Origin of the sequence: Chrysosporum bergii ANA360D (genome assembly GCF_029891735.1) — a bacterium.
Classification (GTDB): Bacteria; Cyanobacteriota; Cyanobacteriia; order Cyanobacteriales; family Nostocaceae; genus Umezakia; species Umezakia bergii.
On the sequence record NZ_JANQDH010000073.1, the window covers coordinates 29,742 to 41,862 of the forward strand.

Sequence of the window (12,121 nt, forward strand, 5' to 3'; positions counted from 1 at the left end):
AGACTGTCTTTCAACAACCAAGGTAGAGGTTACGAATCCCACAGCTCGGTTTTGGTTTTGCATAATTGAGAACTGTTACCTTTGTACCACAACACATATGGTTTTTGTTGCGTTGTTCGTAGTAGGGACTTCATTCCCTCACCCCGTCAATCTTAGAGCAACCATAAGGATGTACCTTAATTGGTCAAAATTCGCTATATCTGGAAATTATAGGTAAATTAACATGGATATTTATCAAGTTGCCATTCGTCCATTATTATTCAATCTGGCGCAAGTAGATCCAGAATGGTTACACCAACAAACTATTCGTAGTTTTAGTTGGCTATCACAAACTACTCACCCTTGGGCTGATTCAGTCAAGCAACGCTTACAGCAGTCCTTGTGTCTCCAAGATCCACGCCTGGAACAAAATTGCTTTGGGCTACGCTTCCCCAACCCTTTGGGGTTAGCCGCAGGATTTGATAAAGATGGGGTTGCAGCCCACATCTGGTCTCGCCTTGGTTTTGGTTTCGCAGAATTGGGAACTGTTACCTTTGTACCACAACCAGGAAACCCCCGTCCGCGTTTATTTCGCTTACCATTGGATCAAGCTGCGCTCAATCGTATGGGCTTTAACAATAATGGCGCTGCGGCTATGGCTGCAAGATTGACACAAGATCAGCACAAGTTAAACTGGTCAATTCCCATAGGTATAAATTTGGGTAAGTCTAAGATTACACCTTTAGAGGCAGCAGCCACGGATTATCTACATAGTTTTCGCTTATTGAAAGAGTTGGGCGATTACTTTGTAATTAATGTTTCTTCTCCTAATACTCCAGGATTGCGATCGCTCCAAGATGCTGCCATGCTTAGTTCTATCTTGGAATTATTACAACAAGAAAACAGATCACAAAAACCTCTTTTAGTCAAGATTGCACCAGATTTAACCTGGGAGGCCATAGCTGATATTATTACCCTCGCCCAAACCTACCAACTAGCAGGAATTATTGCCACCAACACTACCATCAGCCGTGAAGGATTGAAAACTAAAGTAATTCATCAAACAGGTCAATCACCCCAAGTAGAAGCCGGTGGTATTAGTGGCGCGCCATTACGCCGTCGCTCTACGGAAGTCATTCGGTTTATTTGGCAACAAACCCAAGGACAAATCCCCATTGTAGGTGTTGGGGGCATTTTTACCCCTGAAGACGCTTGGGAAAAAATCACAGCCGGTGCAAGTTTGATTCAAGTATATACAGGTTGGATTTACCAGGGCCCGATGATGGTCCGCCGAATTCTCCAAGGTTTGCTTTTACAGTTAGAAAAACATCAGTTAAATTCCATCACCGAAGCCGTAGGTAAAAACTTGAGCAATAATTCTTAGTCTTCCTCCACTGGGAAAAACTCTTTAGTTGTTTCTGAATACATCCAGGCGATACCATCAGGGTCTTTGCTACGACACCACTCTGAAAAATCTGGATCATTGCGGCGTTTGTAGACTGTGCTGGAATAAACATTAAGTCGCTTGGCTAGTTCTGACTGAATCAGAGAACCAAAAACTAACTGTTTTTCTAGGGGGCGTTGAACTTGCTGATGGGTTGGTGGTGGTGATGCCTCAGTTTCCTGGTCTGACTCCCAAGTCTGCTGTTCTGGCGGCGCTAAAAGCGATCGCGCGGTTTGATTTAATGGTTGACTAGGAAGTTCTGTAGGTTCACTACTATCAAATATTTCGCCCAGAATACTGGCTGTGAGAAAGTAATAAACATCGCCTCCTTCTTGGGACTTTTGCACACTACCACCAAACTCACTAGCCTTAGCATCTAAATAACGTTTTGCCGTTGTCCCGGAAAAATCTCCCCTAATTGCTAAATCCATAGGTGTGATTTTGCCTTGATTTTCCATGACCATTTCATGGAAAACCGGATTCACTTGCTCACACCACTTTTGCCATTGATACTGTTGCCAAAGTTGGAAAACTATCACCAACACTGAGACTGCCAGTAAAATCTTCCAAGTGGCAACCAGGAAAATAATCAAAAAGGAAATTGGCAAAAGGATAACGAGAAACCCCTTCCCGTTGCTTTCTATTATTTTTTCACTCATGCCGATTATTGCCATTTGAATTTTTGGAAAATGATACTATTATCTTGGCAAAAATTTGGACATTTTTTGTATCCTTCGGCAAACTTATAGCAAATTTATCTATACAAGGGTCGGGACGCTGGGGGAAATACTGTTATATGCTGCTATATTTTTCCCCCTCATCCCTACCCAGAAGAAACTAAGCTTGTAACTGACAGAGCAACAAACCAAACCATTGATCAGGATCAGTCCACACGTGCAGTGGTACTAAACCCCGGTCTTGGAGTTGCTGTTGCATCATGGCCAGGTCAAATTTGCGGGAAATTTCCGTGCGGATAGTTTCCCCTGCGGTAAAATTAACCTGGAGATTAAGGGCGCTTAGTTCTACACTTTGCGATCGCAAGCTGCGTAAGTGCATCTCTATTTGATTGTCAGTTTGGTTATAAAATGCCCAGTGTTCAAACTGGGTGGTGTCAAAATTTCCCCCAAATCGGTGATTTAAATGGGCTAACATATTCAAGTTAAACGCCGCAGTCACACCTTGGCTATCGTTATAAGCCGGTTCTAAGATATGTTTGGGCTTTTGTAAATCTATCCCCAGCAAGAAATACTCACCAATTTGCAGAGCATTTGTAATTTGAGACAGAAAAATATCACACTCTTGGGGCTTGAGATTCCCTAAAGTACTACCGATGAAAACAATAATTCGACTAGGTAATTGAGATGGCAAAATTTGCGCCAGGGCTAATTCGTAAGTTCCCACCAGTGCATGAACTTGCAAGGAAGGATAATCAGCTAACAGCAGCCTAGCACTACTTTCTAAGATTCCCGCACTCACATCAACGGGTACATATAGCAGGGATTGGCCTAGTTGCTGGTAGGCCTCCAGAATAATTCTGGTTTTAGTAGAGCTACCACTACCAAGTTCTACCAACTCACAGGGGCCAGTTATTCTGGCAATTTCACCAGCACATTGCTGTAAAATTTTCGTTTCCGTCCGTGTCAGGTAATATTCTGGTAATTCACAAATTTGCTCGAACAACTCAGACCCGCGATCATCATAAAGATAACAAGGAGTGAGAGTTTTGGGCGTTTCAGTTAATCCTTTAATCACATCAGTTCCCACATTAGAAGTAACTATTTCATTCCTGGGAACTAAACGCTCGATGTCCAAGCGTTCTTCAATGCTTTTCGGATAACTAACTTGATATCTTGACATTAAAAAAACCTCTTTTGTGTGTTTTGATACCAATCTTAATTACTGAATTGGTATATTAGCTTTCCTTTCATGACTAACCTTGACCCCAGCTAGTGAAACACATAGCCAAAGCTCATCACATCACGCCTGAGCCATATCAATCTAGGTTTTAACCAATCTTTAAGGATTTTCTCATGAAAAATGATATCAAGTATTTTTTATTGGCTATCAGCACAGCGAAAGCCAGCAAAAATTTGATACACACGGGGATAATACCAGTTGCGAAAACTAGCACGTAGTGCCCAAGGACGTGTAGCCCAACTGCCACCCTTTAAAACCCGGTGCTGGTTGTCAAAATAAACTTGGGAATAACCAATGTATGGGTAACTCTGGAAACCAGAGTAAGCATCAAACCATGAACCAGTCCACTCCCAGACATTACCTAAAGTATCGTATAAACCATAAGCACTTTGTCCCTCTGGGTAGGCATCCACTGGTGTAGTGTCACCAATCAAGCGATCGCAGTTACAATTGGCAGAGGTTGGTAATTTATCTCCCCAAGGATAGATCCGACCACAATTAGCTTCAGCATCCCAACTAGCGGCTTTTTCCCATTCAGCTTCCGTAGGTAGTCGCTTACCAACAAATCGCCCATAGGCTTCTGCTTCATACCAACTAACACCACCAACCGGGTGATTATCCCTGTGGGTATGCCCAGACCAGTACAATGGTTTAGTTACCTGCTCATGTTCTCGCCATTGCCATCCATCTGCTGACCACCACTGAGGATTTTGGTAGCCTCCAGCCTCCATAAATAACCGATACTGTCCACAAGTCACCGGATATCGGTCAATATAATAACCCTCTAAATATACTTTATGTCCAGGGCGCTCATTATCCAGGGTACATATGTGATCATTTCCCTGTTCAAATTCACCGGCAGGGATGAAAATCATCTCATTAATATCGCCGGGTAGAGAGACAGAATTGATATTTTCCCCCGTCTCTTTCATACCTCCTGTTTTCCACTTGATCAACTCCAGCACTAAGCTGATAATTTCGCTATGTTGGCTTTCGTGCTGAACCAAAAAGCGCCAAAGACGTTCTTCCGCTTCAATATCAATTACCTGTAAACGCTGTAAAACCTGTTTTCTGATGCTATCCAGGTAATACAAAGTTTGCTCTAAACTCGGTAACTCCACACGTTTTGATTTAGGTAAACCATCAGCCGCGTATAATTGCCGATATTGGGGAAAGGAACAAAGACAACCCCCACTATGTTCTAGTAACCATAAAGACTCTGTATAACCAATATGCCCTAAGTGCCAACCAACAGGGCTAAATTCATGATGAGGCTGACTACAAAATGTAGACTCATCCATACCCTCAAACATCTGCAAAGTTTTCTGGCGACATTCAACAAAATCAGCCAACAGAGCCTCTCTGACACTAAATTTGTCTAATCTGGATATCATAATCCTCATCCACACTGATAATGCTATTTTCTGGACAAGCAGTCCAATTACCAGTAAATAACGGTTCAGAGGCAATAATTACAGATTTAGGAAAATTTAAATCATTTTTGAGGTAGTACAGCGAGGGAGCAGGGGGATGAGTAGCAAAGCGGGAAGCAATTAACCGATTTCCATCACTCAAGACAATGTTGGCTGAAGCCTTTACTTGATGGCATTTTGCCATTTCTAACAAACTTACTAATGTATTGCCTAAAGCATATTCTGGGGGGCGATGTTGATTAATTTGCATCTGAGAAAGTAGCAGTGCAAAAATATGTTCAGAGTCAGTAATACCATTAATTTGTTCGTAAAATTCAGCAGCTAATAGACTGCGTATTTTCCTGTACAAGGTTTGGCGAAAATTCTCAATGTATCCATTATGGATAAATAGCTGTTGTTGATAGTTAAAGGGCTGACAATTGGCGAAATCTAAAACCTGCCCTGGTGTAGCACTGCGAACATAAGCCAGTATACAGTTAGATTCTACATAACGGCTAATGTGAGGCAAATTTAAATCATTCCAAACAGGTAGTGTGTTACGGTAGGTAAATGGATTGGTTTTTTTTTCATGATCATACCAACCCACCCCAAAACCATCTGCATTGACAACTCCAGAAGTCATTTCCCGGGGTTGGTAACTCTGAACTATCAAAGAATGTTCAGGTTTATACAGAATATCCTCTAAACTCACAGGGTAACCCAGATAGGCAAGTAAACGGCACATAGAGAAAAAGTTGCTTTATTTAAACAACATTGTAAGGGTGTTCCCATTAATAGCGAATACGCGGGTCAATATAAGCATTAAGAATATCAATCAAAATACTAGCCGCCACAACAATTGCCCCAAAGAACACTAAAACCCCTTGGACAGTGGGATAATCGCGGTCAGAAATTGCCTGATATAACCGATTTGCTAAACCAGGCCAAGAAAATGTCACTTCAGTTAAAATTGCTCCTCCCAGCAAAGAGGCAAAAGTTAAACCTAATACTGTAATTACTGGAATTAAAGCATTTTTCAAAGCATGGGAAAATAAAATATTTTTTTCAGCAATTCCTCTAGCTCTAGCCGCTTCCACATAATCTGCTTGGAGGGTTTGCTGTAAATTCACCCGGACAATGCGCTCAAAAATACCACTTAGCAAAATTCCCAAAGTTAGACTAGGAAGGGCTAAATGGTGTAAGGATATGAAAAACTGATTCCAATTCCCACTCAGCAAACTATCTATTGTGTATAGTCCAGTGATAGTAACGGGAGGCGAAACGTTAGGGGGAAAACGGTTAGAATTAGGAAACCAGCCCAGTTGAACTGAAAAAATTAACTGTAACAGCATTCCCGCCCAAAACATGGGCAGTGCGTAGGTGATAATACCAAATAACCGCCCCCCAAGATCAAAATACGTACCCGGACGAGAAGCAGAAAGAGTACCAGCTAAAATACCCACAATTACCGCCACAGCCATACTTGACACCGCTAATTCTACTGTGGCTGGGAAGTATTGACTAATAATCTCCCACACATACTGTCCCCGACTGGTTAAAGAAGTTCCTAAATCAAGCCGCAGTAAGTTTCCCACATAGTTGATATACTGCAACCACAACGGCAGATTTAAACCTAATTGTTGGCGTAATTCTTCTTTAGCAGCTTCTGGCGCACGTCCTCCTAAGATGGCATCTGCTGGATCTCCTGGTGTTGCTCGTAGTAATAAAAAGACGATGGTAATAATAGTCAACAATTGCATAGGGGCTAGAAGTAACCGAGCAGCAATGTAGTATTGTAGAGCTTTAGAGCGAGACATAAATAATAAATAAGTAAACCAGTGCTGAATATCTTTGACGTAGACTTGTTGAAAACCTATATTGATAGCTTGGGCTATCAAACTATTTTCTAAGCGAGCAAGATGCTCGCACTACAAGAATGACTAATGAATTTTTCCCTATTCCCTTATTTCCTTTTTTACAATTTTAGATTTTAAATTTTAGATTGTTCCCTATTCCCTAGGGATAGCTGTTTTTTTGATGTTTTTATAAATTAAATTTTGGGTGGGCTCTAGTTGCACATGAGCAACATTATTTTGAGCAAATACATAATCTTTAGTTTGCCATAACGGAATATAAGGCACATCATTAGTTACTTGCTGTTGAATTCCTAAGAAAATTTGCTCACGCACTGCTGGGTTTTGCTCTTGGCGTTGTTGGGTAATTAGTTTATTCATGGCTTCGCTGTAGTAAAATGAACCTTGACTTTTACTACCTCCTTGTTGACAGCCTTGGGCATTAGACCCTGTTTGGCAAGATAAGAATGGCTGCACATAATTATCTGCATCTAAAAAGTCTGGATACCAGTCAACTAAAGCTGCTGGATATATGCCTCCGGAAATATTTTTAAAGAATGTAGTACTTTCTACTGTGTTAACTTCTATTTCCAGTATTCCCCCCATGTGTTGATCCGCTAAAGATTTTAGTGTTTGTGCAGCTAAACTGCGATTTGCTGAGGTTGAAGGATACCAAATTTCTACTTTGGCAGGATTTGCTGGAGAAAAGCCGGCTTTAGTTAATAATTGTTTAGTTTGCTCAAAGTTACCATCGCCATATTTCTCTTGAAAAAATGGCCGGGAAACTTTAAATGTGCTGGGAATCATGCTGTATAGGGGTTGACCTTGACCAAATAAAACTCTTTCATTGATTAGTGGACGGTCAATCATGGCTGCGATCGCTTTTCTGACTTCTGGTTGATCTAAAGGTGCTTGATTTCGGTTCAACACCATATAACTAACGGCGCTACCTTGGGTAGTGATTGTTTTCCAGTCGCCTTTTTTGCTCCCTGCTTCTAAGCTGCGAATTTGATCTGGTTGTAGAGATAGATAAGCCACATCCACAGCACCTGTACGGAAAGCATTAAATAAATTCACCGGACTGGTTTGGATTTGTACATTAACGCCAGCATTGGCTGGTTTTTCTCCCCAGTAATCTGCAAATACATCTAATTTTAAAGAATCAGTGCCATATTGGGCTAGCTTATAAGGACCAGTACCCACAAAAATATTCGGCTCAAATTTTCCCGCGCCAATTTGGTAAGCTGTGGGTGACACTGCACACAACCCAGAAAATGCTAACAGTGATGGAAATGCGGCAAATGGTTTTTTTAAACGGATTGTTAATTCATAATCCCCTGTGGCTTGCACTGATGACACTGTATCTGCTAATAAAAAAGAGGGTTTGCCTTTATTCTCAATAAATCGCTGGATGCTAAATTCCATGGCTTTGGCGTTGAAGGGGGTTTGATCATGGAAAACCACACCCTGACGTAAGGGAATAGTGTAAGTTAAACCATCAGCGCTAACCCTGGGTAGTGATGTGGCTAGTTGGGGTGTAATTTCTGTACTACCTGGTTCATAAGTGTAGAGGCGATCGCTCATATTTAACACCAGCCCTAAAGAAGCTAATTCATATGTATCAGCCGGGTCCAGGGTTCTGGGTTTTAAAGTTGTACCTACGGTAATTCGCTGATCATCCTGACTAGATAATACATTTGTTCTCTGCTGACCAGGAGCGCAACTCACGGTCAAAAGCACACATAGACAAAATAACGATAAAAATCTGAATAATAAAAATTTTCTCATCTCACCCCATCCTCTAACAATCAAAGAAACTCAGGTTAGCCATCATACTATGATATTTAGCTCTTTGCCCATTGCCAACAGACGGCAGAACCATCAAAAAGGGGATTTGTAGCCCCATGATACTAAAATACAGGGCGATCGCATCTATTTACACGCTTGCAAACCAGTCCACAATATAGTTACACTTTTTAAAGAATTCTCATTTTTCTTTGGCAACGGGAGAAGTTTTGATTCAGAAAACCTCTCAGCAGTTCTACACTCTAGCTAACTAGGGTTGTGAAGATTGCCAAACTAACCACAAAGTCTGATTAATCAAGGCTATTTTGTGGTTAAATTCAAGATACTAGCAATAAAAAAAACTCAAAGAGTTTACTGAATGGCGGTGCAGCAGTGCAGGAGGAGGACTAACCCCACCTCAGCACCTGTCAACCTGAATAGGTTTCCTCCTTCAGAACCTCAGTCAAAAAATTGCTTTGTGAACATAATTTATCAAGGAGGAGTGTAGTCGATGGGACTACCCTGGTACCGAGTACACACAGTTGTTCTGAATGATCCAGGTCGGTTGATTTCTGTCCACTTGATGCACACAGCTTTAGTGGCAGGCTGGGCTGGTTCAATGGCGCTGTACGAATTAGCTGTCTATGACCCCAGTGATCCTGTTCTTAACCCCATGTGGCGGCAAGGAATGTTTGTTCTGCCCTTCATGACCCGCTTAGGTGTAACCCAATCCTGGGGTGGTTGGAGCATTACAGGTGGCCCCGCCAGTGATCCTGGTTTTTGGTCTTTTGAAGGTGTGGCTGCTGCTCACATCGTTCTTTCTGGTTTATTATTCTTAGCTGCCGTTTGGCACTGGGTTTATTGGGACTTGGAACTGTTCAGAGATCCTCGCACCGGTGAGCCTGCTTTAGACTTGCCAAAAATGTTTGGCATTCACCTGTTCTTATCTGGTTTACTTTGCTTTGGCTTTGGTGCTTTTCACCTCACTGGACTATTTGGCCCTGGTATGTGGGTTTCTGATGCCTACGGAATCACTGGTAGTGTTCAGCCAGTAGCACCAGAATGGGGTCCGGCTGGTTTTAACCCCTTTAACCCCGGTGGTGTTGTTGCTCACCACATCGCCGCAGGGGTAGTTGGCATTATCGCTGGTTTATTCCACCTCACAGTTAGACCCCCGGAACGGTTATATAAAGCCCTGCGGATGGGTAACATTGAAACCGTACTTTCTAGCAGTATTGCTGCGGTATTCTTCGCAGCCTTTGTTGTAGCTGGTACTATGTGGTACGGTAACGCTACCACCCCCATAGAACTATTTGGACCTACTCGTTATCAGTGGGATCAAGGCTACTTCACCCAGGAAATTGAACGTCGTGTACAAACTAAGCTGGCAGAAGGGGCAACTCTCTCAGAGGCTTGGTCGTCAATTCCCGAAAAACTGGCTTTTTATGATTATGTCGGCAATAGCCCCGCTAAAGGTGGTTTATTCCGCACAGGTCCTATGGTCAAAGGTGATGGTATCGCCCAATCTTGGCAAGGTCACGCAGTATTTAAGGATAGTGAAGGTAGAGAATTGACTGTGCGTCGTCTCCCTAACTTCTTTGAAACTTTCCCAGTGGTCTTGACTGATGCTGACGGAGTCGTGCGTGCTGATATTCCTTTCCGTCGCGCTGAATCTAAATACAGCTTTGAACAAACTGGTATTACTGCCAGTTTCTATGGCGGTAATTTAGATGGTCAAACTTTCACAGACCCAGCCGAAGTGAAGAAATATGCTCGTAAGGCTCAAGGTGGAGAAATCTTTGATTTCGACCGGGAAACCTTGAATTCTGACGGTGTATTCCGCACTAGCCCCAGGGGTTGGTTTACCTTTGGACACGCTGTATTTGCTCTACTATTCTTCTTTGGTCATATCTGGCATGGCGCTCGGACAATCTACCGAGATGTGTTTGCTGGTGTTGATGCGGATCTAGAAGAGCAAGTTGAATGGGGTTTATTCCAGAAATTGGGTGATAAAACCACTCGACGGAAGGAAGCTCTCTAAACTTTTCAGGATTGGGGACTGGGGACTGGGGAATAGTTTTTTCTCATCTCCAATCCCCAACACCTAATCTCATAGACTGATAAAATATCACTACTAGCTGGTTAGGCAGGAGCCTTAAAAATGGAAAGCGTTGCGTATATCTTAGTTTTCGCCTTGGCATTGGGGGTTATTTTCTTTGCGATCGCATTCCGGGAACCCCCCCGCATAGAAAAGAAAGAAGACAAGTAAATTGCTCTGATTTCTCTGTTATCCGTCGTTAAGATTCGTCTTAGCGGCGGATATCTACTTTGATCAATATCAGACGGGCTGAAATCCCCCATGGGAATTAAAAAAAATAAAATAAAAAAATAAGTTCTAATATAAGAACTATATGATATTTATGTGATAGTATATTATATCTGGAAGTTAATATGTTTTATTACTAGCTTTTTGCGCTAGGATAAAAAAAAATTAGGTGTGCCTGCCTGCCGCCTAGTGCATTGCATATACATCACGCCTATGCCACAAACTAAACGGAGACTAAAACCAGGAACAAATCAGCATGGTCAATCAGAACTTAACCGCTACAGAAATTGGATTTACTCACGAAGATTTCGCTGCTCTACTTGACAAGTATGACTATCACTTTAGCCCTGGGGATATTGTACCAGGGACCGTTTTCAGTATAGAGCCGCGCGGCGCTTTGATTGACATAGGTGCTAAAACAGCAGCCTACATCCCTATACAAGAAATGTCTATTAACCGGGTTGATGCCCCGGATGAAGTTTTACAGTCAAACGAAACCAGGGAATTTTTCATCCTCACCGATGAAAACGAAGATGGTCAGCTCACCCTTTCCATTCGTCGCATTGAATATATGCGAGCCTGGGAGCGTGTGCGGCAGTTACAAGCAGAAGATGCCACTGTTCGTTCGGGTGTATTTGCTACCAACCGAGGCGGTGCTTTGGTGAGAATTGAAGGATTGCGCGGATTTATCCCTGGTTCACACATTAGCACCCGCAAACCAAAAGAAGATTTGGTGGGTGAAGAACTGCCATTAAAATTCTTAGAAGTAGACGAAGAGCGCAACCGCTTAGTTCTATCCCATCGTCGAGCGCTAGTTGAGCGTAAGATGAACCGCTTAGAAGTGGGCGAAGTAGTAATTGGGACAGTTCGCGGCATTAAACCATACGGTGCTTTTATAGATATTGGCGGTGTGAGCGGACTGCTACACATTTCAGAAATTTCTCACGAGCATATTGACACACCACACAGCGTATTCAATGTCAATGATGAACTAAAAGTTATGATCATTGATTTGGATGCAGAAAGGGGGCGGATTTCTTTGTCTACCAAACAGCTGGAACCCGAACCCGGTGATATGATTAAAAACCGCGATCTGGTTTATGATAAAGCCGAAGAAATGGCTGTTAAATATCGGGAGCAGATGTTAGCTAAACAGCAAGGTGTTACTGTTGCGCCTACAGAAGGTGAACCAGCAGCAGAAGCTCCAGCAGCAGAAGCTCCAGCAGAACTACCGGCCGTAACAGAAACCGAAACTCCAGCAGAAGTATCGGCTGTAACAGAAGAAGTTGCAGAGGAAACGCCAGCAGCAGAAACAGAGGTTGTAGCCCCTGTTGAACAGGAAGGTTAATCACTGCTGGGAAACATTTAGTGAAAGAGGGAACATCCCTCTTTTTTTTATGGTAGA

At 42.5% G+C, this 12,121-nt stretch carries 10 protein-coding genes; 4 read left to right on the forward strand and 6 right to left on the reverse strand.

The features are described 5' to 3' along the window. The first annotated feature begins 223 nt into the window (after window positions 1-223). Entirely contained in the window at window positions 224-1,363 is a 1,140-nt protein-coding gene (locus tag NWP17_RS10905; RefSeq protein ID WP_280654932.1) for a quinone-dependent dihydroorotate dehydrogenase, read from the forward strand. Here the strand turns inward: NWP17_RS10905 and NWP17_RS10910 are convergent. The 6 genes from NWP17_RS10910 to NWP17_RS10935 all read right to left on the reverse strand — a co-directional run bounded on the left by NWP17_RS10910 (window position 1,360) and on the right by NWP17_RS10935 (window position 8,393). Then, the gene (locus NWP17_RS10910) at window positions 1,360-2,082 is read right to left on the reverse strand and encodes a hypothetical protein (RefSeq protein ID WP_280654933.1); all 723 of its coding nucleotides are present in this window, start codon (window positions 2,080-2,082) and stop codon (window positions 1,360-1,362) included. The genes NWP17_RS10905 and NWP17_RS10910 overlap by 4 nt on opposite strands. Before the next feature lie 178 nt (window positions 2,083-2,260). Further along, window positions 2,261-3,280 (reverse strand): L-histidine N(alpha)-methyltransferase, encoded by a 1,020-nt coding sequence (egtD, locus tag NWP17_RS10915; RefSeq protein ID WP_280654934.1) that lies wholly within the window; start codon window positions 3,278-3,280, stop codon window positions 2,261-2,263. A gap of 197 nt (window positions 3,281-3,477) precedes the next feature. Next, window positions 3,478-4,734 carry an ergothioneine biosynthesis protein EgtB gene (gene egtB, locus NWP17_RS10920; protein ID WP_280654935.1) on the reverse strand — a complete coding sequence of 419 codons (1,257 nt, stop codon included), beginning with the start codon at window positions 4,732-4,734 and terminating at the stop codon, window positions 3,478-3,480. Further along, complete coding sequence (gene egtC / locus NWP17_RS10925; protein ID WP_280654936.1) at window positions 4,709-5,497, reverse strand: ergothioneine biosynthesis protein EgtC; 789 nt, start codon at window positions 5,495-5,497, stop codon at window positions 4,709-4,711. The genes egtB and egtC overlap by 26 nt, the downstream gene beginning before the upstream one ends. A 46-nt stretch (window positions 5,498-5,543) precedes the next feature. Continuing rightward, window positions 5,544-6,569 carry an ABC transporter permease gene (locus NWP17_RS10930; protein WP_280654937.1) on the reverse strand — a complete coding sequence of 342 codons (1,026 nt, stop codon included), beginning with the start codon at window positions 6,567-6,569 and terminating at the stop codon, window positions 5,544-5,546. A gap of 192 nt (window positions 6,570-6,761) precedes the next feature. Beyond that, on the reverse strand, window positions 6,762-8,393 hold the full coding sequence (locus NWP17_RS10935) for an ABC transporter substrate-binding protein (RefSeq protein ID WP_280654938.1): 1,632 nt from the start codon (window positions 8,391-8,393) through the stop codon (window positions 6,762-6,764). Window positions 8,394-8,901: 508 nt separating this feature from the next. Here NWP17_RS10935 and psbB point away from each other — a divergent pair. The 3 genes from psbB (at window position 8,902) to NWP17_RS10950 (ending at window position 12,064) form a co-directional block, all read left to right on the forward strand. After that, the gene (gene psbB, locus NWP17_RS10940) at window positions 8,902-10,431 is read left to right on the forward strand and encodes a photosystem II chlorophyll-binding protein CP47 (protein ID WP_280654939.1); all 1,530 of its coding nucleotides are present in this window, start codon (window positions 8,902-8,904) and stop codon (window positions 10,429-10,431) included. A 120-nt stretch (window positions 10,432-10,551) separates the two neighbouring features. After that, window positions 10,552-10,659: a photosystem II reaction center protein T gene (locus tag NWP17_RS10945; RefSeq protein WP_280654940.1), complete on the forward strand. Its 108-nt coding sequence runs from the start codon at window positions 10,552-10,554 to the stop codon at window positions 10,657-10,659. Between the two features lie 313 nt (window positions 10,660-10,972). Next, the gene (locus NWP17_RS10950; RefSeq protein WP_280654941.1) at window positions 10,973-12,064 is read left to right on the forward strand and encodes a 30S ribosomal protein S1; all 1,092 of its coding nucleotides are present in this window, start codon (window positions 10,973-10,975) and stop codon (window positions 12,062-12,064) included. The last annotated feature ends 57 nt before the right edge of the window (window positions 12,065-12,121 follow it).

Bases quoted from the DNA above. Each gene is read 5' to 3' on its own strand.
- NWP17_RS10950 (WP_280654941.1), top strand. From the start codon at position 10,973: ATGGTCAATCAGAACTTAACCGCTACAGAAATTGGATTTACTCACGAA.
- psbB (WP_280654939.1), top strand. From the start codon at position 8,902: ATGGGACTACCCTGGTACCGAGTACACACAGTTGTTCTGAATGATCCA.
- egtD (WP_280654934.1), bottom strand. From the start codon at position 3,280: ATGTCAAGATATCAAGTTAGTTATCCGAAAAGCATTGAAGAACGCTTG.
- NWP17_RS10910 (WP_280654933.1), bottom strand. From the start codon at position 2,082: ATGAGTGAAAAAATAATAGAAAGCAACGGGAAGGGGTTTCTCGTTATC.
- NWP17_RS10905 (WP_280654932.1), top strand. From the start codon at position 224: ATGGATATTTATCAAGTTGCCATTCGTCCATTATTATTCAATCTGGCG.
- egtB (WP_280654935.1), bottom strand. From the start codon at position 4,734: ATGATATCCAGATTAGACAAATTTAGTGTCAGAGAGGCTCTGTTGGCT.
- egtC (WP_280654936.1), bottom strand. From the start codon at position 5,497: ATGTGCCGTTTACTTGCCTATCTGGGTTACCCTGTGAGTTTAGAGGAT.
- NWP17_RS10935 (WP_280654938.1), bottom strand. From the start codon at position 8,393: ATGAGAAAATTTTTATTATTCAGATTTTTATCGTTATTTTGTCTATGT.
- NWP17_RS10945 (WP_280654940.1), top strand. From the start codon at position 10,552: ATGGAAAGCGTTGCGTATATCTTAGTTTTCGCCTTGGCATTGGGGGTT.
- NWP17_RS10930 (WP_280654937.1), bottom strand. From the start codon at position 6,569: ATGTCTCGCTCTAAAGCTCTACAATACTACATTGCTGCTCGGTTACTT.